This is a genomic window from Sphingomonas sp. GW821-FHT10F09 (genome assembly GCF_058809195.1).
On sequence record NZ_JBXASI010000001.1, the window covers coordinates 207,879 to 228,590 of the forward strand.

Consider the following 20,712-nt stretch of genomic DNA (forward strand, 5'->3'; position numbering starts at 1 on the left):
GGGTGATCAGGCGGGGGCAAACACGCCGCAGGCGATGCGGCCGCCGCTGTTACCGGCGGGGTCGGACATCAGGTCGTCGGGACCGGCATGGACGACGATCGCAGCGCCGTCGGCATCGAGCAGTCCGGCCATGGTCGCGCCCGGGACGGTGGCGCCCAGCGTGCCGCGGCCGTCGGAGCCGATCGTCAGGTTGGGCAGGTCGCCCTCATGCGGGCCCTGCGGGTTCATGCTGCCGTGTTTCATCGTCGTCGGGTTCCAGTGGCCACCCGCGGTGGTGAAGTCGGGGCGGTCGCAGCGCCCGGTGGTGTGGATGTGCGCGCCGTGGATGCCGGCGGGCAGGCCCTTGACGTCGAGCGTGTAGCGGATGCCGCCGGCGACCTCGGTCGCGGTGGCGCGGCCGACGTCCTGACCGGTGCCGGTCCTTAGCGACGCGGTCGCACGCGCGCCGCCGGCGGTGGGCGAACCGACCGCCACCTCCTCCGTTTTGGTACAGGCGGCGAGTGCCAGCGTGGACAGGCCGGCGAGGACGAGGATGGCGCGCATGATTCTTCTCCCTGAAGTGCGTTACGAACCCGGCACTGGCGCCGCCGGTTCCAGCGGCCAGCGGGCCACCGGTTCATAGGCGGCGCCCGACCGGCCGAGGTGGCTGTGATAGAGCAGGATATGCGACATCGGGAAGGCGGCGCTGGCGAGGCCGGCGTGGACCGCGAGCCAGCCCTCGATCTCGCGTGCCATGCCGGCGCCGCGCGACAGGCGGGCGAGAGTGATGTGCGGCAGATAGGCCCGGCGTTCGGGCGGCAGGCCGGCGCGGATACAGGCCTGGTCGACCTTGCGCGCGAGGTGGCGGAGGGCGTCGTGCGGTGCGAGGCCGGCCCAGAGCGTGTCGGTCCGCCCCTTGCGTTCGAAGCGGCCGACGCCGGCGATGCGCACCGTCGGCGCCTCGGTACGTATGGCTGCGAGCGCGGCGGCGACATCCTCGGCCTGCGGGCGATCGACCTCGCCGATGAAGCGCAGGGTGCAGTGCAATTGCGCGTCGTCCTGCCAGCGGGCGGCCGGGACGCCGCCCATCGCCGCGATCAGCTGCTGCCGGATAAGGCGGTGGACGCAGGGCGACGAACAGGCGCATGGCGGGCGGATCATCCTTGTGTAATGTTCTGTTGCCACGGAACGGAAGCCCGCCCGGTTTCGCTTGAAAACCGACGGGCGCAAGCCGATATTTCGAGGAACCGACATCAGGTCGGCAAAGGAGTTCTGGATACCATGGCTAACTGGTCTGACCCCCGGCCGGGCGCCGCGCCGTTCGGGGCCGCGCGCACCGATACAGCGCGCAGCGGCGCATACGACGCGGGTCTGCGCTCGTACATGCTGTCGGTCTACAATTACATGGGCTCGGGCGTGCTGCTCACCGGCATCGTCGCGTTGCTGTTCGCCTGGGGCGGCGCCTCGTCGCCGGCGGCACAGGTGTTCATGGGCGGCGGCATCCTGCGCTACGTGCTGATGTTCGCGCCGCTCGGCATCGTGTTCGCGATGAGCTTCGGCCAGGGCCGGATGAAAACGTCGACGCTGCAGCTGCTGTTCTGGGCGTTCGCCGTCCTGATGGGCCTGTCGCTGTCGACCATCTTCCTCGTCTACAGCGGCAATTCGATCGCGGGTGCGTTCTTCGCCACCGCGGCGGGCTTCGCCGGCCTCAGCCTGTACGGCTATACGACGAAGAAGGACCTGTCGGCGTTCGGCACGTTCCTCATCATCGGCCTCGTCGGGCTGATCGTCGCGAGCCTCATCAACCTGTTCCTCCAGTCGGGCGTGATGCAGCTGGTCATCAGCGCGGTCGGTGTGCTGATCTTCGCGGGCCTCACCGCCTATGATACGCAGCGTACCAAGAGCCTGTATTTCGAGGTGGCGGGGACGGACATGGTCGGCAAGGCCGTCATTATGTCGGCGCTGTCGCTCTATCTCGACTTCATCAACATGTTCCTTTTCGTCCTCCGTCTGTTCGGCGCATCGCGCGACTGACACCCGGAAACGGACGTCATGTGATGGAGAGCCCGGTGGCCGATGCCGCCGGGCTCTTTGTTTTTGCCCGTGTTTGCCGCCTGTTACCCCATCGCTCCTCTCCCCAAGGAATTGACGCTTATGCGGCTCTCGATCGCCGTTGATCTCGACTATGCCATCATCGGTCCGCCCGCCGACGTGCTGATGCAGATCGAGGTCGCGGCGATGCCCGATCAGCGGGTCGAGGCCGAGGCGCTGAACATCTGGAGCGACAATCCGATCGCGGCGGTGCGCGGTGAGGACGGCATTGGCCAGCGCTGCTGGATCCGCGCCGAAAACTGGTTGAAGGCCGAATATCGCGCCACCGTCGAGGTGGTGCGCGACGGCGTCGATCTGGCGGCGCTGGGGGCGACGCCGGCGCGGGCACTGGACGGGGCGCTGGTGCCGTATCTGCTGCCGAGCCGCTATTGCCAGTCGGACCGGCTGGAGGGCTTCGTCCGGCGCGAATTCGGCACCTTGCAGGGCGGGGCGCTGGCGGCGGCCCTGACCGACTGGGTGGCCGATGCGCTCGACTACCGCGCCAATACCAGCAGCGGCGAGACGACCGCGCTCGACACCTTCGCCAGCCGGGCAGGCGTGTGCCGCGACTATGCGCATCTGCTGGTCGCGCTGGCGCGCGCGGGCGAGATTCCGGCACGCTGCGTCGCCGCTTATGCGCCCGGGGTCGATCCGCCCGATTTCCACGCGGTGGCGGAGCTGTGGCTGGAAGGCGCGTGGCGGCTGGTCGATGCGACGCGGATGGCGACCGCAGAATCGATCGCGCGCGTCTGCGTCGGCCGCGATGCGACCGACATCGCGTTCATGACGGTGTTCGGCAACGCGCAGTTCGTCCGGCAGGAGGTGCGGGTCACCCAGCTATGATCGGCGGGGGCAGGAACGGAAACGATACAGCAATCGTTCTGCCCCTGTAATCACAGGAGGGTGTTACTATGACCGGTATCGACGAAATGGCGCTGGACAGCCTGTCGGTCGCGCCGACCGACGGCGATCAGGAGCGCGACCCGCGCCAGGACGCCGGCCAGGACAAGTCGATCAACAAGCGTCTGGAAAAGAACCCGGAAAGTTCGGACGCGCGGCTCGATGCGGGACTCGACGAATCGATGGACGCCAGCGATCCGCCGTCGTCGACGCAGCCCGTGCACAATCACGGGCCGGCGCCGTCATCCGGATATGACGAGGAGGCTGAGCGCGCACGCCAGAAGTAGGGTCCGGATGGACGACGACAGGCGGCGGTCCATTCGCGGGGGCCGCCGTCGTCGTGTGCGGGCATGGCACATGTTGCGTAACTGTCTCACTCGGCGACGTTTGCGACCGGATCCGTTCGGTTCGTCGCAACGCTTGTTGCAGCGCAACAGCTTTCGTGATGCTTTCGTGACCATCGCGGGACTACGGCGTTAAGGCGGCTGTTAACCATCTTGTGCCATGGTCCCGACGGTGTTCACTGGCGGGGGCGGGGTAATGAGCATGGGTGCCAAGATGAGACCGGCCGAGGGCGCGATGACGCTGGCCGAGATGAAGGAATTCGCGAGCTTTCCGAGTGCGACGCAGCGCTACATCCGGCGCAGCCTCGACATCGGCCTCGACCGCGACGATGCCATGGCACGCTGGTCGCGCGATGTCGTCGAGGCGGCGAGCATCCGGGCGCAGGCGCGGCTGTATCGCGCGCTTCCCGAATTGCGCCAACTAGTGCCGGACGATGCCGACCTTGCCGCGGTCGAGCCGTTCCTCGCGCCGCTCGTCACGCTCGTCGGTTTCGATCTGGGGCAGGGGCGGCTGACCAGCTTCTCCGCGTTCCGCTTTCTCTACGAACGGTTGATCGGCGCGGAATCGCGGCCGTGGCTGCCGAGCGCATTCTGTGCGGCGGCGGCGCTGCCGCACCTCCATCCCGAATTGCGACGCAAGCTGCTGCAGTCGATCAGCGAGGCCGCGGCGACTGCGTCGGGCTGGTCGAACCGCCAGCCGGCGTTCTTCCCGCATTGGGTGGAGAAGGTCGACAGCGGATCGGCGGCGCTGCCTAACTGATCCCGGCGAGCTGACTCGATCGGGGCGGATCAGCGGCAGGCGCGCCAGCCCATGCTGCCGCGGTTCGCCTGGTCGAGGTGTAGATGGTCGCGGTGCGCGGCGTTGTAATCGGGCGACAGCGTCGTCGCGAACAGCGTGCAGGCGCCGTCGCGCACCTCACGGAGGAAGGCGGCCTTCGCCGTGTCGCCGCGCCAGTCGCCGACCACCGTGACCCTCGTCCCGTCCGCGAGGCGGAAACCGGCGATATCGACCGCGTCGGCGGTGGAATGCTCGCTCCAGGTACCGGCATCGCGGCCGTAGATGCGGCGGCACGAATAGCTGCCGAAATGGTCGATCGCGACGACGCGGCTGCCGAAATGGCGTTGTGCGGCGGGTTGCACGACGTCCCATTCCCACATCGCCAGCGCCGCCGCGACCGGACAGGCGATGCCGAGGCCGGCGGGGCGGAAATCGATGCGCCGCGATCCGCCTTCGGTGAAGCGAACGGCATCGGCATAGCCGCACTGGCCGCCGTCGCGCCGCTCCGGCAGGGCGGTGTAGCGGACGCCAGCCCGATCGAGCAGCGCGCGGCATTGCGGGAAATCCCCGGTCAGCGCGGTGAGCTTGCGTCCCGTAAACATGCCGACCGGTTCGCCGAGGTTGAGCGGCGTCCATGGCAGGTCCTGCGGCCGCCCCCTTGCGAACGCCCATAACAGGAACGCCGCCGCGCCGATCGCCAGCAGGGCCGTGATCCAGCCGATCGTCCGTCGCAGCGCCCGCACCGCCGGTCAGCCGCGCATCGCCGCGTGCATCGGCTCTGCGGTGACGGGATAGCCGAGGTCGTCGGGGATGCAGAGATGGGGCGTTCCCGCGCGATCCTCGGTGAAGGGTGTGATGGCGCGCACCGGATGCGCCAGCGCCTGCGCGACTGCCGCGTCATAGCCGGCGAACAGCGCCAGCCGTTCGAGATTGCGGCGGGTGGGGTAGATGATCGTCGCCCGCCCCGCATCTGCCTCGGCGAGCAGATCGGCCGCGGTCGTCCAGGTGAGGCGGACGTTCTCGGTCGCGTCGACGGTCGCGTCCGCCCCGTCGGGCGCGCGGGCGAGGAAGAACAACGTGTCGAAGATGCGCATCCGGGGATGGGCGGGCAGCCAGCGGGCGAACGGCACCAGCGTTTCGAGGTCGAGCGCGATGCCCTCGTCCGCCAGGATCGCGCCGAACGCCTCACCGGCGTGCAGGCGTGCGCGCATCGCGGCGAGGCGGTCCGATGCGGGCGGGGGCGACAGGCCGACGGCGACACCGGCCTCCTCGATCGTCTCGCGGATCGCGGCGATCCGGGCCGCCCCGTCCGCGGCCGCGTTGATCGCCTCGGCGAGCGCATGGTCGCCGGGATCGATCCGCCCGCCCGGAAACACCATCGCGCCGCCGGCGAACGCCATCGCCTTGGCGCGCTCGACCATCAGCAGGTGCGGCGGGCCGTCGGCGCGGTCATGGAACAGGACGAGGGTGGCGGCGGGGATCGGTGGGTTGGCCATGGCCTGCTGTAACGCGCATCGGCGTGGTTGGTAGCAGCGGATCGTCAGCCATGTCGCGGGGTGGTGGTGGAGCTGAGGGGAATCGAACCCCTGACCTCTGCAGTGCGATTGCAGCGCTCTCCCATCTGAGCTACAGCCCCGCACCCCGACCGGGCTATGCCCGGGAGCGTCGCCATTAGCGGGCTCGCGAAACGGATGCAACAGGGCGCGCTTCCAGCCGCGCGAAATTCTCCTGCGACGGAACGCCCGCCCCGTGCGGTGCAAAGTCGTTGCGAATCCACAACAATCGGAACGAAGCGAGGGCTTGTCCTTTGTTAGCGCAGGAGCAGGGGCGCGCGAAAAACGACGCGCCCCGCACCCGCAGGACGATCATGCAGGAGACGATCATGGGCTATGAACGCTATCCGCGCGGTACCAATCCGCAGGGCGACGATTACGGGCGCACCGATCCGCAGGACGATGGCCGCGACTACGGGTCCGGTCGCGACTACAGTTATTCGAGCGCGCGCGATTATCAGGCCGCGGGCCGTTTCGGCGACGACGACCGGACCGGCTATGGCAGCCGCGACTATGGCAATCAGCGCTATGGCCAGCGCGACCAGGCGCGCGGCAGCGTCGGCGGGCGTGACTATTACGGCGTCCGCGATGACCAGAACCGCGGTGGCGGCTATGGCGAGCGCAGCCCTTACGGCGCGGATGCCGGCCGCGACCAGCAGCGCGAGTATCACGGCAGCTACGGATCCGGCAGCCGCCGCTTCGAGGATTTCGGCCGGACTGCGCATGCCGACGACGACAATTACCGCGGCAACCGCGATCGCCAGCAGCCGTACGGCCGGTCGCAGCAGCAGGGCTATGGCCGTCAGCCGCAGGGCTATGACTATGAGGATCGTGGTTTCTTCGCACGCGCGGGCGACGAGGTCCGCTCGTGGTTCGGTGACGAGGATGCCGAGCGGCGTCGCGAGTACGATTCGCGAATGGACGATCGCTACGACACCGATCGCGACAAAGACTATCACAGCTGGCGCCGCGGCCAGATTCAGTCGCTCGACCGCGATTATGACGAATACCGCCGCGAGAACCGGTCGAAGTTCGAAAACGAATTCGGCGCGTGGCGCTCAACCCGACAGACACAGCGCGATGCGCTGAACGCGGTCGAGGAGCATATGGACGTAGTCGGCAGCGACGGCGAGCATGTCGGCACCGTCGACAAGGTGCGCGGCGACCGTATCCTGCTGACCAAGAACGACGCCGACGCCGGCGGCCGCCACCATTCGATCCCGTCGAGTTGGTTGCAGACGGTCGACAGTAAGGTGACGCTGAGCAAGTCGGCCGCCGATGCCAAGAAGGCGTGGCGCGACGAGGAGCGCAATCAGGCGATGTTCGGCGACGACAGCGACACGCGTTCGCGGCCGACGCAGGCGTACAGCCAGTCCTCCTCCTCCGCGACCGGCAGCCAGTCGACCGCCGGCGGCACGGCGGGCGACGGCAAGACGCTGAACAAGAGCTTCTCCGGCACCTACTGAGCCGCGAAGCGCGACGCATGACGAAGGCCCGGGCCGAACGCCCGGGCCTTTTTCGTTGCAGTCTGCAACTGACATGGCCAAGCTGTGGCCAAAGCAATCGGGAGAGTGAGTGATGGCACGTGCGTGGAGCCTAAAGTCGCGGCCGCAAGGCATGCCGACGGCGGAGCATTTTGAGCTGGTCGATCTCGGCACGCGCGATCTGAAGGACGGCGAGGTCCGCATCGCCAACAGCTGGCTGTCGGTCGACCCCTATATGCGCGGGCGGATGAACGATGTGAAAAGCTACACGCCGCCATTCGAACTGGGCGCACCGATGCAGGGCGGCGCCATCGGAAAGGTGGTCGAGAGCCGTTCCGACACGTTCAAGGACGGCGATACCGTCCAGCATTTCGCGGGCTGGCGTGACGAGGCGGTGCTGCCCGCCGATCAGGTGCAGGCGCTGCCGCAGCTCGACGTCGATCCGCAGGCCTATCTGGGCCAGCTCGGCATGCCGGGAATGACCGCCTATTTCGGCCTGCTCGAAGTCGCGGGTGCGAAGGAGGGCGATACGGTGTTCGTCTCGGCCGCGGCAGGCGCGGTCGGATCGACGGTGGTGCAGATCGCCAAGGCTAAGGGGTGCCGCGTCATCGGTTCGGCCGGCGGTGCCGAGAAATGCGCTTGGGTCGAATCGCTCGGCGCGGATGCGGTGATCGACTACAAGAGCGGCACGCCCGTGGTGAAGGCATTGGGCGAGGTCGCGCGGACCGGGATCGACGTCTATTTCGACAATGTCGGCGGCGAGCATCTCGACGCCGCGTTCGCGCACGGCAATCAAGGCGCGCGGTTCGCGATCTGCGGGATGATCGACGTCTACAATAGCGGCAAGGCGACCGAACTCCGCTATCTCGCGCGGCTGATCGGCATGCGCATGCGCGTGCAGGGCTTCATCGTCAGCGACTATATGGACAGGGCCGCGGAATTCTACCGCGACATGGGCGGCTGGTTGAAGGACGGCAAGCTGAAGCGTAACGAGACGGTGTTCGAAGGGCTCGACACGATGCCGGACGCGTTCCTCGGGCTGTTCACCGGCGGCAATACGGGGAAGATGCTGGTTCGGGTGTAAGGGAAAGGGGCGCCGTGTGCGGGGATCGCATGCGGTGCCTCCCCGGGAGGCTGCGGCACCCGCCCGTCACGTCTTGATCGGGCGTGCCCCGTCGCGCTAACCGTGCCACATCGACCGAGTGGCAACTAGGGTTCCGGGCGGGCACCGCCGCTGGACCGAGCGTTGCAGAGACCGCGGGCGTTCTGCGGCTGCACCCAAGGGATAGAAGCCCAGGGGAGGAGACGTCGAGACCAACAGCGCGTCTGCGCGAAAGGGGTCTCCATGACGCTTGCCTCGCTGCTCCTCATCGTCCTCGCCGCCGTGATCCACGCCATCTGGAACCTGCTCGCTAAGCGGGCGGCATCGGTCGGCCCGGTCTTCGTCTTCGCCTATAATCTGGTCGCGTGCGTCGGCTACGCGCCTTGGGTGCTGTACCTGCTGTCGGGCGGAAAGGTCGGCTGGACGGCGGAGGGCATCGGCGTCGTGCTGCTCAGCGGTGTGATCCATCTCGCCTACAGCCTCTGTCTCCAGCGCGGCTATCAGGTCGCGGATCTGTCGGTCGTCTATCCGGTCGCCCGCGGTACCGGGCCGATGCTGTCGACGATCGGCGCCATCCTGTTGCTCGGCGAGGCGCCGACCGGCCGGAGCCTCGGCGGGCTCGCGCTCGTCGTGATCGGCATCGGCCTGATCGCGACCCGAGGCGACCTGTCCGCCTTCCGACGGCCCGGCGGTCAGTTCGGGGTGCGATGGGGTGCCGCGACCGGCGGTCTGATCGCCTGCTATACGGTCGTGGACGCCCATGCGGTGAAGGCGCTCGGCATCATGCCCGTGATCCTCGACTGGTTCTCCAACTTGCTGCGCTTCGCTCTGCTGGCGCCGATCGTGGGTGCGAACCCGCGTCGGGCGATCCACGCCATGAAGGGCTATTGGTGGCTCGCGATCGGCGTCGGCCTGCTGTCGCCGCTATCCTATATCCTGGTGCTCGCCGCACTACGGAGCGGCGCGCCGCTCAGCCTCGTCGCGCCGATGCGCGAGATGTCGATGATGGTGGGCGCCGTGCTGGCGATGGCGGTCCTGCGGGAAGCCGTGGGCGTCTGGAGACTGGCAGGATGTGGCGTGCTGATCGTGGGCGTGATCGCACTGGCGGGCGCCTAGCCGCGCTTTCCGATGCCCCTGCGATCGGATGGCGGCCGAAGCGCGAGGACACCGCAGATGGGCTCCGGCCGGACCTGTTGAAGCCCGGTTTCACGCACCGGACGCCTGTGAAAGCGAGCCCTTCGACTGACGTAAGGCGAACGATAGGTTGGGGGGCAGTGCCTCGCCATACCACCGCCGGACGCCGTGCGACGGGATACGTCCCGCAACGGAAAACCCCCTCCCGCTCGGGTGAGCGGGAAGGGGGTTCGTCGTTGCGGCTCAGGCGCCGAAGGTGCGTTGCCACCAGCCGCGGCGGGGGGCTTCGCCGTCTTCCGACGAGGTGTCGTCGGTCGGGGCGGTGCCATCCTGTGCCGCCTGAAGCGTTGCCTCGGGCGGCGGAGCGGGCTCCTCGACCGGGGCCGCTACCGTGTCCGCAGGCGCGGCGTCGGCGGCGGCGGGCTTGCGGGTACGGCGACGCTTGGGCTTGTCCTCGGCCGCGGGGGCTTCGGCCGGAGCCTCGGCGACCACGTCCTCGACCGCAGCGGCCGCAGTCGCCTTCTTGCGGGTCCGCTTCGGCTTGGCGGGCGCCTCTGCTTCAACCGCAGGCACTTCGGCGACGGGCGCTTCGGCAGCAACCGGTGCGTCCGCGACCGGTGCCTCGACCGCCGGGGCGGCGGCGCGGGCGCGGGGACGGCGGCGGGTCTTCGGCGCCTCGACCGGGGCGTCGTCCTCGACCGCGGCCGGGGCGGGCGCGTCAAGGCCGGTGGTCACCGGGCCGGCATCGCCGGCTTCGGCGATCGGTTCGAGCTCAGCGGGCTCGCCGTCGGCATCGTCCGCCGGGAACTGCGGATCGCCCGCAGCTTCTGCCTCGTTGCCCTCGACCTGATCGCCCGCCTGGCGACGGCCGCCACGGCGACCGCGACGGCCGCGACGACGGCGGCCTTCGCCCTGCGGCTGCTCGCCGACGAACTCGCCGCCGTCCGTGCCGTTGCCCTCGACGTCGTCGGTATCGACGTCGCCGGTTTCGACGGTTTCAAGCTCGTCGCCCGCGACCGCGTCACCCTCGACGCCGGCCTCGTCCTGCACGACGTCGCCATTCTCGTCCTTGCGACCGCGACGGCCGCGACGGCGGCGACGGCGGCCACGACCGCGGCCTTCGCCGTCGTCGTCGCTGCGCTCTTCGCGATTCTCGGGACGACGACCGCCTTCGCGCGGTTCGCGACGCGGCTGCTCCTCGGCCTCCTCGACGATCTCTTCTTCTTCCTCGTCCTCGATCTCCTCAGGGACGTCGTCGTAATCCTCCTCGATCAGCGCCTCGATCTTCGGCGCATAGGCGGGCGGCGGGCCGGACACCTCGACCGACATGCGGGCGCCCTCCTCCTCGCGATCGGGGATGATCTCGACCTGCACGCCGTAGCGATCCTCGATCTCGGCGATGTCGGCGCGCTTGCGGTTGAGGACGTAGATCGTCGCTTCCTGGCTGGCGCGCAGCGTCAGCAGCGAGCCGCGGCCGCGTGCGGCCTCGTCCTCGATCATGCGCAGCGCCGACAGGCCCGCCGACGAGGCGGTGCGGACGAGGCCGGTGCCCTCGCAATGCGGGCAGGCGCGGGTGGATGCCTCGAGCACGCCGGTGCGCAGACGCTGGCGGCTCATCTCCATCAGGCCGAACGACGAGATACGGCCGACCTGGATGCGGGCGCGATCGTCCTTCAACGCCTCCTTCATCGCCTTCTCGACCTTACGGACGTTGGAATTGTTGTCCATGTCGATGAAGTCGATGACGACGAGACCGGCCATGTCGCGCAGGCGCAGCTGGCGGGCGATTTCCTTGGCCGCTTCCAGATTGGTCGCGGTCGCGGTCTGTTCGATATTGTGTTCGCGGGTCGAACGGCCGGAGTTGATGTCGATCGACACCAGGGCCTCGGTCGGGTTGATGACCAGATAGCCGCCGGACTTGAGCTGGACGACCGGATGGTACATCGCGGCGAGCTGGTCCTCGACATGCGCGCGCTGGAACAGCGGTACTGCGTCGGCGTACTGCTTGATGCGCCGGCCGTGGCTGGGCATCAGCAGCTTCATGAATTCCTTGGCGTGGCGATAGCCTTCCTCGCCCTCGACGATCACCTCGTCGATGTCCTTGTTGTAGATGTCGCGGATCGCGCGCTTGATGAGGTCGCTGTCGCCATAGATCAGCGCCGGCGCCGCCGAGCCGAGCGTCGCCTCGCGAATGCCGTCCCACAGGCGGGCGAGATAGTCGAAGTCGCGCTTGATCTCGACTTTGGTGCGCTGCAGGCCCGCAGTGCGGACGATGCAGCCCATCGACGGCGGCAGCTGCATGTCGGCCATGATCGACTTCAGCCGCTTGCGATCGGCGGCATTGCTGATCTTGCGGCTGATCCCGCCGCCATGCGACGTGTTGGGCATCAGGACGCAATAGCGGCCGGCGAGGCTGAGATAGGTGGTCAGCGCCGCGCCCTTGTTGCCGCGCTCTTCCTTGACGACCTGCACCAGCAGCACCTGACGGCGGCGGATGACGTCCTGGATCTTGTAGCGGCGGCGCAGGTTCATGCGGCGCTGGCGTAGGGCCTCGACCTGATCGTCGTTCGCGGTGCGCGGCTTCTTCGACGTGCCCTCGCCATTGGCGGCGCCATCGCCGTGGTCGTGATCGCCGCCGTCGTGATCCGCGTCGTCGCCGTGATCGGCGTCGTCGTAATCGTCATGCTCGTCGCCGTCATGGTCGGCATGATCGTCGTCGTCGCCGTCGTGCTCGGCACGCAGGGCGGCTTCCTCGGCGGCGTGCTCGGCTTCCTCGCGGAGCAGCGCGTCGCGGTCTTCCTTCGGGATTTGATAGTAATCGGGGTGGATTTCGCTGAAGGCGAGGAAGCCGTGGCGGTTGCCGCCGTAATCCACGAACGCCGCCTGCAACGACGGTTCGACGCGCGTCACCTTGGCGAGGTAGATGTTCCCCTTGAGCTGCTTGCGCTCAGCACTCTCGAAATCGAACTCTTCGATCCGGTTATTCTTGACGACGGCGACCCGGGTCTCTTCCCGGTGGCGTGCGTCGATCAGCATACGCGTGGTCATTGGATAGTCTCCGCGCGCGTGGCGCTCCTGCGGCTGGTCCGACGAGGGACGGTCCGGAGGGCGCGCATGCGCGTTGATAGATGGCGCCGGGCGAACCGGCGCGGGTGTGTGGCAAAGATGCGTCTGCTCGCCCGGCACATCGGGGGGCTCGGCCCTCCCACACGCCCGACACGCCGCCGGCCGAGGCCGGGCGGTGTCGAACGTTGGAAAAGTGCGTCATGCGAGCGTCAACCTGGTTAAACCCGCCCCAGGAAGGCGCGGGGACCTGTGCTTCGCGTCTTACGGGTAGCGCGCGACGCACGGGTGCAATCCGTCGGTAGCATCGGACCCCGCACACCGCAACTGGCAGGGAATTGCCGCCCCGGCCGGCAAAAACATGCCGAATCGCGGATTAACCCTGCCGGGCAACGCCGCGTTCGTACCCCCGGATCTAGAACAACCCGCGGCGATCGCAGGAGAATCGCCAGAAGGGGTTGGCCATGGCTTTTTGCTGGACCCGCGTACCCTCGGCGCGGCAAGAACGCCGTGTGTTCGTGGTATTCGCCCTGATCGCCGGCTGGCTGACGAGCGCACCCGCATGGGCGGCGACCGCGATCCGCAGCGTCGCTGTCCACGAGGGCCGGATCGTCATCCGCTTCGATGGGCGGGTCGGGGATGCGACCGGCGTGATCCTAGACGGCAGCCGCCAGATCGCGATCGACGTGGCGGGCGCCTTGCCCGGCGTGCTCGCGGCGGCGGGCGGGCCGGTGAGCGGCGTGCGCCAGCTGCGGCAGGGCGGCGGCACGCGGCTGCTGTTCGATCTCGCGCGGCCGGCGATCATCGGGGACGGCGGGTTCGATGCCGACGGCCGGCGCCTGACGCTGTCGCTAGAGCCGGTCAGCGCCGCGCGCTTCGCGGCGGCGAGCGCGGCCGGGCCGCTGAGTTTCATGGCGTTCGACTTCGGGGACTGGGCGGCGCGGCCCAAATACAAGGTATCGATCCCGGTGCCGCCGCCCGCCCGCGGCGTTGCGCTGCCGCGCATCCGCGGCGACGACAGCCGGCCGCTGGTGGTGATCGATGCGGGGCATGGCGGGGTCGATCCGGGCGCGATCAATCCGGAAACGGGGCTGCGAGAGAAGGACGTGACGCTCCGCATCGCGCGGGCGATCCGCGACGAACTGCTGGCGAGCGGGCGGGTGCGCGTGGCGCTGACCCGCGACGACGACCGCTATCTGGTGCTGCGCGAACGCTATGGCATCGCGCGGCGGCTGAAGGCGAACCTGTTCATCTCGATCCACTGCGACAGCGTCGGCAGCGGCGATGCCTCCGGCGCGTCGGTCTATACGCTATCGGAGGTCGCGTCGGACAAGGAGGCGGCGCGTCTGGCGAGCCGCGAGAACAAGGCTGACGTCATCTCCGGCATCAATCTGGGCGAGGCGGGGGCGGACGTATCGTCGATCCTGATCGACCTGACGCAACGCGAGACGATGAACACCTCCGCCAGCTTCGCCCGGTTACTGGGGCGCGAGGCCAAGCCGCGGATCCCGACCAAGCCGCTGTTCCACCGTATGGCGTCGCTGATGGTGCTGAAGGCGCCGGACATGCCATCGATCCTGTTCGAGACGGGATACATATCGAACCCGGTCGATGCGGCGTTCCTCGACAGTCGTGACGGACGCGAGCGGATCGCGGAGAGCGTCACCAAGGCGGTCGAGGTGCATTTCGCCCGGCAGCTCGCGAGCCGGTAGGGCCCCTCCCCGGAGGGAGAGGCGTGAGGTTCGTCAGATCGCGCCGGAGAAGGTGTCGCATTGCGCCGGGTCGCCGGTCCGCAGGCCGCGTTGCAGCCATGCCTGACGCTGGGCCGAAGTGCCGTGGGTGAAGCTGTCGGGGACGACGCGGCCCTGGCTCTGCTTCTGCAGCGTGTCGTCGCCGATTGCCTGCGCGGCGGTCAGCCCCTCTTCCAGATCGCCCGGCTCCATCCGGCTGCGGTTCTGCGCCGCCCATACGCCGGCATAGCAATCCGCCTGCAATTCCAGCCGGACCGAGGCGGCGTTGCCTTCCGTCTCGCTGCTGCTGCGCTGGATGCGCTGGACCTGTTCGGAGGTGCCGAGCAAGTTTTGGATGTGATGGCCGAACTCGTGCGCGATCACGTAATTCTGCGCGAAATCGCCCTTGGCGCCGAAGCGGTTGGCGAGTTCGTCGAAAAAGCTGGTGTCGAGATAGATGCCTTGATCGGTCGGGCAGTAGAAGGGTCCCATTGCCGCCTGCGCCGCGCCGCAGCCCGACTGGCCGTTGCCGCCGTAGAATTGCAGGCTGGGCTTCTGGAACTGCTGGCCCGACTGCTGGAAGATCGCGGTCCAAGTGCGCTGCGCGGACTGGAAGGCGTTGCAGGCCGCCTTGCTCTGCGGATTGGCGGTGCAGGCGGCGGTGACCGCCTGCGGCCCGTCGGCCGATGCCGCCGGGCGGCTGCTGACGCCGCTGCCACTGCCGCCGCCGACGAGGCTACCGAGATTGCCGAGCCCGCCGAACACCGCGAGCAGCAACAGCACGACGATGATCCCGCCGCAGCCGAAGCGGCTGCCGATTAGCGGCAACAGGCCGAACAATAGCCCGCCACCACCGCCGCCGCCACCGAACCCCCCGCCGGATCCGCGCTGGTCGCCGACGTTGATGTCGTTGGGGTCGAAATCGTCGAGGCGCATGGCAGGCTCCGTTTAGCTTGCGTTACGAATGCCCGAACCGACCCCCCGGTTGCAACGTTGTGCACGACGACGCAGGACGAAGGCGTCATCAGGAGAAGAGACGCATGTTCCTCAAGGGCAAGACCGCGATCGTGACCGGCTCCACCTCGGGCATCGGCCTCGCCTATGCGCGGGCGTTCGCGGCGGAGGGCGCGGCGGTGGTCATCAACGGCTTCGGCGACGCCGACACGATCGAGGCGCTGCGTGCCGAACTGGCGGCGACCAGCGGCGCGGCCGCGCTGTACGATGCCGCCGACATGACGCAGCCCGACCAGATCGCGGCGCTGGTCGATCGCGCCGTGCGCGAAACCGGCCGTGTCGATATCGCGGTCAACAATGCCGGCATCCAGCATGTCGCCCCGATCGAGAGCTTCCCCGACGACCGGATGGAGGCGATCATCCGCATCAACCTGCTGTCGGCATGGTATGTCGCCAAGGCGTCGATCCCGCATATGAAGGCGGCAGGCTGGGGGCGGATCATCACCACCGCGTCCGCGCACAGCCTGATCGCGAGCCCCAACAAATCCGCCTATGTCATGGCCAAGCACGGCATCGCCGGGCTCACCAAGACGCTGGCGCTGGAGACGGCGCAGCATGGTGTCACCGTCAATTGCATCTCGCCTGGCTATGTCTGGACGCCCCTGGTCGAGGCGCAGATCCCCGATACGATGGCCGCGCGCGGGATGACGCGCGAGCAGGTGATGAACGACGTGCTGCTCGCTGCGCAGCCGACCAAGGAATTCGTCACGCCCGAGCAGGTGGCGGCGCTGGCGCTGTTCCTGTGCCGCGACGAGGCGAAGGCGATCACCGGCGCGAACCTGTCGGTCGACGGCGGCTGGACCGCGGCGTGAGGGCGACCCGGATCGCCGCGGTGGCGCTCGCCGGCGCGATGCTGGCGACTGCCGCGGTTCGCGCGCAGGACGAGGGCAACGTCGACTGGCGCAAGGTCGCGACGCGGCAGGATCGCGAGCGGCTGCGCAACTGGCGCGATGCCTGGGTACAGGCACTCGCCCGCGTCCGCGCGACGCCGGAGGGGGCGGCGGGGCTTGCCGCCGACCCGGCCCTGTTCGACCCCGATCGGATCGTCCAGGGCGCGGCGCTGCGGCCGGGGGCCTATCGCTGCCGGATGCACCGGCTGGGCGGCATCGGTCCGCATGCCCGCCCGCTGCTGCGCGGCGCGTGGACCGGGTGCCGGGTGGCGGAGAGCGGCATCGTCCGCCAGTTCGTCACCGACGGGGATCAGCGGACCAGCGGCAACCTGTTCGACAGCACCGATTCGCGCACCGTCTTCCTCGGCACGCTGGCGCTCGGCGACGAGGACCGGCCGATGCGCTACGGCCGCGATGCGCGGCGCGACATGGCGGGGCTGGTCGAGCGGGTCGCCCCGGCACGCTGGCGGCTGGTGCTGCCCTATCCGGGCTTTCAGTCGACGCTGGATGTGATGGAGATCGTGCGGGCCTGATCGCCCGCGCGCACCCCCGTCTGCGCCTCACTGCGCCGGTACGAGATCCGCTGCCGTCCGGGTCGACGCCACCGGCATCGTCGCCGGGGACACGACCATCACCGGCGTGGCGGCGAGCGGCGGCAGCGAGGCGAGATAGGCCTTGCCGCGCATGTTGACCGGTGTGACCAGTCCGGGATTGGCCGCCGCCACCGCCTTCAGATAGGAGCGCGGCTTCTTCATCAGTTTCGGCTGGTCGAGCCCCAACAGGCCGATGATCCGCGCGGCTTCCTTGACGAAATGGACGCAGTTGCGGCTGTTGAGGTTGTAGCGGCCGTCGCCGGTCTTTTCGTCCCAGGCGGCGATCAGCGCCATCACCTGTGCATATTGCGCGTCGCTGAGCACGACCGCGAACTGCGCATCGCTGCTTGCGATGTAGAAGGGTTTGGAGACGTCGAGCCGCCCGCCGACGGTGCCCATCAACAGCCTGGGCGTGATCGCCTTGGCGGTGAAGCCGTAATTGACGTCGACCGGGGCGCCGCCGGCATCGGGCGTGCCGCGTAATGTGAAGAAGGCGTGCGGGAAGCTGTTGCCGAGCTCATGGCTCCAGAAGGTGATCGTCACCGCCGCCCAGGCCGGTGCGGCGGCCGTGAGCGATCCGACCAGCAGGAGGGCGGCGAGCAGCGGTCGCAGGAACAGGCGGTGCATGGCGACGGATGGTATCGGCGCGCGCCGGTTTATGGAACCATGTTGTGCGACGGTTCAGGCACTTGGGCCGCTGGTCAGCGTCGCCGCATTCTCCTGCTTTTCTGGGCGGATGTAGATCGAACTCAGCGCCGGCACCGCCGCGCGCAGCGCATCCTCCAGCTGTTCGATCAGCGTCTCGCCTTCGCCGAGCGTGATGGTGTCGACGAAATCGGCGCTGACCGCGACGAAGATTGCATCGGGTGCCGTGTGGATCGTGCGGACATGGTTGACGTGGGTCACCGCCGGATGCGCGGCGATGATACCGCGCACGGTCTCGACCACCTGAGGATTGGCGCGTTCGCCAATCAGCAGTCCCTTTGCCTCCCGCGCCAGCAGCACCGCGACGAGGCCTAGGATCAGTCCGATCAGGATCGAGGCGACGCCGTCGATCCGCGGATCGGCAAGGGCATGGCTTGCCCAGATGCCGATGCCAGCGATGACGAGGCCGGCGAGCGCCGCCGAATCCTCGAACAGCACGATGAAGCCGGCCGGGTCCTTGCTCTGGCGGATCGCGCGCCACCAGCCGGTGTCGCCCTTCGCCTTGCGGAATTCGCGCATGGCGATGAACCACGACGATCCCTCGAGCGCGAAGGCGATGACGAGGACGATGTAATTGACCAGGGGGTCGGACAGCTCTTCGGGGGCGATGATGTGGCGATAGCCCTCGTAGACCGAGACGCCCGCGCCGACCGCGAAGATCAGGATCGCGACGACGAACGCCCAGAAATACAGCTCGCGGCCATAGCCGAAGGGGTGGGCGACGTCCGGCCGCCGTCTGGCGCGGTGCTGGCCGTAGAGGAGCAGGATCTGGTTGCCGCTGTCGACGCAACTGTGCACGCCCTCGGTCAGCATTGACGACGACCCCGTGATCCCGGCCGCGACGAACTTGGCGATACCGATCCCGAGGTTGGCGGCAAGCGCGCCATACAGAACGATATTTTCGCGGATGCGGGCTGTCAGTCCGTGGCTCATGCAGGGTCCTTGTCAGCGATCGTGACGACGCCGGGGGCGATACGCGCGAACGGCTGGTGCGGGTCCGGCGAGGATGTTATAACGGGCGTATGAACAAGCCGGTCGATATCACCGCCGCGCAGCATCTGCGCATCATCAAGATCGGGAATTCGCAAGGCGTGATCCTGCCAAAGGAGATGCTGGCAAAGCTCGGTGTCGAGCAGGGTGACGTGCTCGACGTGGTCAGCAAGCCGGACGGCCTGTTTGTCCGCAAGCATGACGCGGGCTTCGCCGAACAGATGGCGGCGGCGCGCGAGGTCATGCGGCGGCGGCGGGACGCGCTGCGCGAACTCGCCAAATGAGCGACTGGGTGTGGGTCGATATCGAGGTCGCCCTCGCCGCGTATGACGAGCAGTTGCTCGAACACGGCGGGGCCGCGGGAATTCGCGACCGTTCGATGCTGGAAAGCGCGTTGGCGCGGCCGCTCAACCTGATCGCGTACGAAGACCCGGACATCGCCGATCTGGCGGCGAGTTATGCCTTCGGGATCGCCAGCAACCATCCGTTCGTCGATGGCAACAAGCGCACTGCCCTGGTGGTCAGCGAAACCTTCCTGCTGATTAACGGCCATGAACTGACCGCGTCGAATGCGGAGGTGGTCGTCGCAATCCTGGCATTGGCGGCTGGCGAACTCGACGTGCCGGCGCTGGCGGACTGGTTCCGCACGCACATCGCGTGATGCAGGGCATTGGCCCGAAAACGGAATGACCGCCGGCGCACGAAGCGCCGGCGGTCACCTTTCCTCCCCAGGAAACTCTTGAAAAGTCCGTTAGCTAGAGAGTCGGGCGGGGGGCAGTGGGGGGTGACCCCCGGCCGTGGTCATCGTGTACACCCCGCAGACAGGCGCATCAGTCATGCTGTGAAGAATTGACAAACCGCCTTCCATACCTGAACCTCAATCTTCACGAGGAGCGACGATGGCGGAGCGTAAATTGTTTGCCGGCCACGCCGTGCGCCGGTTGCGGCGTCAGGCGGGACTGACCCAGGCGGCGATGGCGGAGGTGCTGGCGATTTCGTCCAGCTATCTCAACCTCGTCGAGCGCAACCAGCGGCCGCTGTCGGCGGCGTTGCTGGTCAAGCTGGCCGAATCCTACGACTTCGATCCGCGTGCGCTGACCGCGGGCGAGCCGGGCGGTGGCGAAGCGGCGATGCGGCGGCGGCTGGCGGACCCGATCTTCGCCGACCTGGAAATCGACCGTAACGAGGTGGGCGAATGGCTCGCCGGTGCCCCCGGGGGCGCGGAGGCGTTCGCGCGCGCCTATGACCGGCTCGGCGCGGGTGGCGGCAGCGGCGAATCGGATGGCGTCGATCCGGTGGCCGCGGTGCGGCGCGAGATCGAGCGGTGGCGCGGGCATTTCGCCGACCTCGACGGTGCGGCGGAGGCACTGGCCGACGAGCTGCGGCTGGGAGCGGGCGACCTGTACGGCGCGATCGCCGAACGGCTGCGGGTCAAGCACCAGCTGACGATCCGCATCCTGCCGGTCGACGTCATGCCCGACCTGCTGCGGCGGCTCGATCTGCATGCGCGGCAAGTGCAGCTGAGCGAGGTGCTCGATTCGGCATCGCGGACGTTCGCGGCGGCGTATCAGCTGGCGCAGATCGAGGCGCGAGCGGAGATCGATGCGCTCGCCAAGGGCGCCGCCTTTGCGGACCGGTCGGCGGAGCGGTTGTTCCGCCGGCATCTCGCCAGTTACTTCGCCGCCGCGGTCATGATGCCCTACGCCCGTTTCCTGCGCGCGTGCGAGACGACCGGCTACGACCTCGAGCTGTTGCAGCGCCGGTTCGGCGCGGGGTTCGAACAGGTCGCGCATCGGCTGACGACGCTGCATCGGGTCGGCGCGCGGGGGTTGCCGTTCTTCCTGATCCGGATCGACCGGGCCGGGCAATGTTCGAAGCGCTTTTCGGGCGCGAGCGCGTCGCCTCTGGCGGAGGCGGAGGGGCGCTGTCCGCTGTGGCGGCTGCACCATGCCTTCGACCGGCCGGGGTCGCTGGCGGTGCAGCTGGTCGAGCTGGAGGATGCGGCGCGCTGGCTGACGATCGCGCGGACGGTGACGCCGCAGCGCCGCCGCTATGGCGGGGTGCTTGCTGAGTTCGCGGTCGGGATCGGCGTCGCAGCGGAACTGGGCGGCGCGCTGGCGGTGGCGCGGGGCGTCGACCTGAAGGGCGACGCGACGCCGATCGGACTCGGTTGCCGTGCCTGCCATCGCACCGACTGCCCGCAGCGCTCGGCACCGCCGGCAGGGCGCGCATTGCTCATCAACGAGCGGGATCGCGGCGTATCGGGCTTCACCTTCGCTGGAGACTGATCCTGTAAATAATAACACATTTATACACGCCACACCGACGAAGTGTGACATGATAACGCGGTTGCTTCCCGGTA

Annotated in this window: 20 protein-coding genes, 1 tRNA gene and 1 pseudogene; 13 read left to right on the plus strand and 9 right to left on the minus strand. The window is 68.3% G+C overall.

What is annotated here, in order from left to right:
• Positions 1 to 6 precede the first annotated feature (6 nt).
• Together AC1RTO_RS00905 and thpR are read right to left on the minus strand one after the other, a co-directional pair.
• Positions 7 to 543: a superoxide dismutase family protein gene (locus AC1RTO_RS00905; RefSeq protein WP_493159096.1), complete on the minus strand. Its 537-nt coding sequence runs from the start codon at positions 541 to 543 to the stop codon at positions 7 to 9.
• A gap of 21 nt (positions 544 to 564) precedes the next feature.
• Positions 565 to 1,126, minus strand: a pseudogene (thpR, locus tag AC1RTO_RS00910) (RNA 2',3'-cyclic phosphodiesterase).
• Between the two features lie 134 nt (positions 1,127 to 1,260).
• On the opposite strand from thpR, the gene AC1RTO_RS00915 reads away from it, so the two are divergent.
• The 4 genes from AC1RTO_RS00915 (at position 1,261) to AC1RTO_RS00930 (ending at position 4,074) form a co-directional block, all read left to right on the plus strand.
• Positions 1,261 to 2,013: a Bax inhibitor-1/YccA family protein gene (locus AC1RTO_RS00915; protein WP_493159097.1), complete on the plus strand. Its 753-nt coding sequence runs from the start codon at positions 1,261 to 1,263 to the stop codon at positions 2,011 to 2,013.
• Positions 2,014 to 2,133: 120 nt separating this feature from the next.
• A complete protein-coding gene (locus tag AC1RTO_RS00920) occupies positions 2,134 to 2,913 on the plus strand; it encodes a transglutaminase-like domain-containing protein (protein ID WP_493159098.1) in 780 nt (259 codons plus the stop codon).
• Between the two features lie 86 nt (positions 2,914 to 2,999).
• The gene (locus tag AC1RTO_RS00925) at positions 3,000 to 3,257 is read left to right on the plus strand and encodes a hypothetical protein (protein WP_493159099.1); all 258 of its coding nucleotides are present in this window, start codon (positions 3,000 to 3,002) and stop codon (positions 3,255 to 3,257) included.
• Between the two features lie 259 nt (positions 3,258 to 3,516).
• The gene (locus tag AC1RTO_RS00930) at positions 3,517 to 4,074 is read left to right on the plus strand and encodes a hypothetical protein (protein WP_493159100.1); all 558 of its coding nucleotides are present in this window, start codon (positions 3,517 to 3,519) and stop codon (positions 4,072 to 4,074) included.
• A gap of 29 nt (positions 4,075 to 4,103) precedes the next feature.
• Here the strand turns inward: AC1RTO_RS00930 and AC1RTO_RS00935 are convergent, their stop codons facing one another.
• The 3 genes from AC1RTO_RS00935 to AC1RTO_RS00945 form a co-directional block, all read right to left on the minus strand.
• Positions 4,104 to 4,826: an extensin-like domain-containing protein gene (locus tag AC1RTO_RS00935; RefSeq protein WP_493160299.1), complete on the minus strand. Its 723-nt coding sequence runs from the start codon at positions 4,824 to 4,826 to the stop codon at positions 4,104 to 4,106.
• 15 nt (positions 4,827 to 4,841) lie between these two features.
• Entirely contained in the window at positions 4,842 to 5,588 is a 747-nt protein-coding gene (locus AC1RTO_RS00940; protein ID WP_493159102.1) for an NUDIX hydrolase, read from the minus strand.
• 64 nt (positions 5,589 to 5,652) lie between these two features.
• A tRNA-Ala gene (locus AC1RTO_RS00945) sits at positions 5,653 to 5,728 on the minus strand.
• Positions 5,729 to 5,959: 231 nt separating this feature from the next.
• On the opposite strand from AC1RTO_RS00945, the gene AC1RTO_RS00950 reads away from it, so the two are divergent.
• The 3 genes from AC1RTO_RS00950 to AC1RTO_RS00960 all read left to right on the plus strand — a co-directional run bounded on the left by AC1RTO_RS00950 (position 5,960) and on the right by AC1RTO_RS00960 (position 9,347).
• The gene (locus AC1RTO_RS00950; RefSeq protein ID WP_493159103.1) at positions 5,960 to 7,111 is read left to right on the plus strand and encodes a DUF2171 domain-containing protein; all 1,152 of its coding nucleotides are present in this window, start codon (positions 5,960 to 5,962) and stop codon (positions 7,109 to 7,111) included.
• A gap of 112 nt (positions 7,112 to 7,223) precedes the next feature.
• A complete protein-coding gene (locus AC1RTO_RS00955; RefSeq protein WP_493159104.1) occupies positions 7,224 to 8,213 on the plus strand; it encodes an NADP-dependent oxidoreductase in 990 nt (329 codons plus the stop codon).
• A gap of 261 nt (positions 8,214 to 8,474) precedes the next feature.
• Positions 8,475 to 9,347 (plus strand): EamA family transporter, encoded by an 873-nt coding sequence (locus tag AC1RTO_RS00960; RefSeq protein ID WP_493159105.1) that lies wholly within the window; start codon positions 8,475 to 8,477, stop codon positions 9,345 to 9,347.
• Between the two features lie 261 nt (positions 9,348 to 9,608).
• On the opposite strand, the gene AC1RTO_RS00965 is transcribed toward AC1RTO_RS00960, so the two are convergent.
• Positions 9,609 to 12,401, minus strand: a complete 2,793-nt coding sequence (locus AC1RTO_RS00965) for an Rne/Rng family ribonuclease (protein ID WP_493160300.1) — start codon at positions 12,399 to 12,401, stop codon at positions 9,609 to 9,611.
• Between the two features lie 491 nt (positions 12,402 to 12,892).
• Between AC1RTO_RS00965 and AC1RTO_RS00970 the strand changes: the two genes are divergently transcribed.
• Positions 12,893 to 14,140 (plus strand): N-acetylmuramoyl-L-alanine amidase family protein, encoded by a 1,248-nt coding sequence (locus tag AC1RTO_RS00970; protein ID WP_493159106.1) that lies wholly within the window; start codon positions 12,893 to 12,895, stop codon positions 14,138 to 14,140.
• 33 nt (positions 14,141 to 14,173) lie between these two features.
• Here the strand turns inward: AC1RTO_RS00970 and ypfJ are convergent, their stop codons facing one another.
• Positions 14,174 to 15,094 carry a KPN_02809 family neutral zinc metallopeptidase gene (ypfJ, locus tag AC1RTO_RS00975; RefSeq protein ID WP_493159107.1) on the minus strand — a complete coding sequence of 307 codons (921 nt, stop codon included), beginning with the start codon at positions 15,092 to 15,094 and terminating at the stop codon, positions 14,174 to 14,176.
• A gap of 104 nt (positions 15,095 to 15,198) precedes the next feature.
• Here ypfJ and AC1RTO_RS00980 point away from each other — a divergent pair, with 104 nt between their 5' ends.
• Both AC1RTO_RS00980 and AC1RTO_RS00985 read left to right on the plus strand, forming a co-directional pair.
• A complete protein-coding gene (locus AC1RTO_RS00980) occupies positions 15,199 to 15,984 on the plus strand; it encodes a 3-hydroxybutyrate dehydrogenase (protein WP_493159108.1) in 786 nt (261 codons plus the stop codon).
• Positions 15,981 to 16,595: a DUF4893 domain-containing protein gene (locus AC1RTO_RS00985; protein ID WP_493159109.1), complete on the plus strand. Its 615-nt coding sequence runs from the start codon at positions 15,981 to 15,983 to the stop codon at positions 16,593 to 16,595. Before AC1RTO_RS00980 ends, AC1RTO_RS00985 begins: the two co-directional genes overlap by 4 nt.
• A 27-nt stretch (positions 16,596 to 16,622) precedes the next feature.
• Here AC1RTO_RS00985 and AC1RTO_RS00990 read toward each other — a convergent pair whose 3' ends face one another.
• Positions 16,623 to 17,282, minus strand: coding sequence for a hypothetical protein (locus AC1RTO_RS00990; protein ID WP_493159110.1), 660 nt, complete (start codon positions 17,280 to 17,282; stop codon positions 16,623 to 16,625).
• A gap of 54 nt (positions 17,283 to 17,336) precedes the next feature.
• On the minus strand, positions 17,337 to 18,293 hold the full coding sequence (locus AC1RTO_RS00995) for a cation diffusion facilitator family transporter (protein WP_493159111.1): 957 nt from the start codon (positions 18,291 to 18,293) through the stop codon (positions 17,337 to 17,339).
• A gap of 89 nt (positions 18,294 to 18,382) precedes the next feature.
• Here AC1RTO_RS00995 and AC1RTO_RS01000 point away from each other — a divergent pair, with 89 nt between their 5' ends.
• The 3 genes from AC1RTO_RS01000 (at position 18,383) to AC1RTO_RS01010 (ending at position 20,638) form a co-directional block, all read left to right on the plus strand.
• Positions 18,383 to 18,634 carry an AbrB/MazE/SpoVT family DNA-binding domain-containing protein gene (locus AC1RTO_RS01000; protein ID WP_293876488.1) on the plus strand — a complete coding sequence of 84 codons (252 nt, stop codon included), beginning with the start codon at positions 18,383 to 18,385 and terminating at the stop codon, positions 18,632 to 18,634.
• Entirely contained in the window at positions 18,631 to 19,011 is a 381-nt protein-coding gene (locus tag AC1RTO_RS01005; protein ID WP_493159112.1) for a type II toxin-antitoxin system death-on-curing family toxin, read from the plus strand. The genes AC1RTO_RS01000 and AC1RTO_RS01005 overlap by 4 nt, the downstream gene beginning before the upstream one ends.
• 238 nt (positions 19,012 to 19,249) lie before the next feature.
• A complete protein-coding gene (locus AC1RTO_RS01010) occupies positions 19,250 to 20,638 on the plus strand; it encodes a helix-turn-helix domain-containing protein (protein WP_493159113.1) in 1,389 nt (462 codons plus the stop codon).
• Positions 20,639 to 20,712 lie beyond the last annotated feature (74 nt).

Bases quoted from the DNA above. Each gene is read 5' to 3' on its own strand.
- AC1RTO_RS00960 (WP_493159105.1), top strand. From the start codon at position 8,475: ATGACGCTTGCCTCGCTGCTCCTCATCGTCCTCGCCGCCGTGATCCAC.
- AC1RTO_RS01010 (WP_493159113.1), top strand. From the start codon at position 19,250: ATGGCGGAGCGTAAATTGTTTGCCGGCCACGCCGTGCGCCGGTTGCGG.
- AC1RTO_RS00990 (WP_493159110.1), bottom strand. From the start codon at position 17,282: ATGCACCGCCTGTTCCTGCGACCGCTGCTCGCCGCCCTCCTGCTGGTC.
- AC1RTO_RS00995 (WP_493159111.1), bottom strand. From the start codon at position 18,293: ATGAGCCACGGACTGACAGCCCGCATCCGCGAAAATATCGTTCTGTAT.
- AC1RTO_RS00950 (WP_493159103.1), top strand. From the start codon at position 5,960: ATGCAGGAGACGATCATGGGCTATGAACGCTATCCGCGCGGTACCAAT.
- AC1RTO_RS00940 (WP_493159102.1), bottom strand. From the start codon at position 5,588: ATGGCCAACCCACCGATCCCCGCCGCCACCCTCGTCCTGTTCCATGAC.
- ypfJ (WP_493159107.1), bottom strand. From the start codon at position 15,094: ATGCGCCTCGACGATTTCGACCCCAACGACATCAACGTCGGCGACCAG.
- AC1RTO_RS00980 (WP_493159108.1), top strand. From the start codon at position 15,199: ATGTTCCTCAAGGGCAAGACCGCGATCGTGACCGGCTCCACCTCGGGC.
- AC1RTO_RS00920 (WP_493159098.1), top strand. From the start codon at position 2,134: ATGCGGCTCTCGATCGCCGTTGATCTCGACTATGCCATCATCGGTCCG.
- AC1RTO_RS00915 (WP_493159097.1), top strand. From the start codon at position 1,261: ATGGCTAACTGGTCTGACCCCCGGCCGGGCGCCGCGCCGTTCGGGGCC.
- AC1RTO_RS00930 (WP_493159100.1), top strand. From the start codon at position 3,517: ATGGGTGCCAAGATGAGACCGGCCGAGGGCGCGATGACGCTGGCCGAG.
- AC1RTO_RS01000 (WP_293876488.1), top strand. From the start codon at position 18,383: ATGAACAAGCCGGTCGATATCACCGCCGCGCAGCATCTGCGCATCATC.
- AC1RTO_RS00905 (WP_493159096.1), bottom strand. From the start codon at position 543: ATGCGCGCCATCCTCGTCCTCGCCGGCCTGTCCACGCTGGCACTCGCC.
- AC1RTO_RS00925 (WP_493159099.1), top strand. From the start codon at position 3,000: ATGGCGCTGGACAGCCTGTCGGTCGCGCCGACCGACGGCGATCAGGAG.
- AC1RTO_RS00970 (WP_493159106.1), top strand. From the start codon at position 12,893: ATGGCTTTTTGCTGGACCCGCGTACCCTCGGCGCGGCAAGAACGCCGT.
- AC1RTO_RS00955 (WP_493159104.1), top strand. From the start codon at position 7,224: ATGGCACGTGCGTGGAGCCTAAAGTCGCGGCCGCAAGGCATGCCGACG.
- AC1RTO_RS00965 (WP_493160300.1), bottom strand. From the start codon at position 12,401: ATGCTGATCGACGCACGCCACCGGGAAGAGACCCGGGTCGCCGTCGTC.
- AC1RTO_RS01005 (WP_493159112.1), top strand. From the start codon at position 18,631: ATGAGCGACTGGGTGTGGGTCGATATCGAGGTCGCCCTCGCCGCGTAT.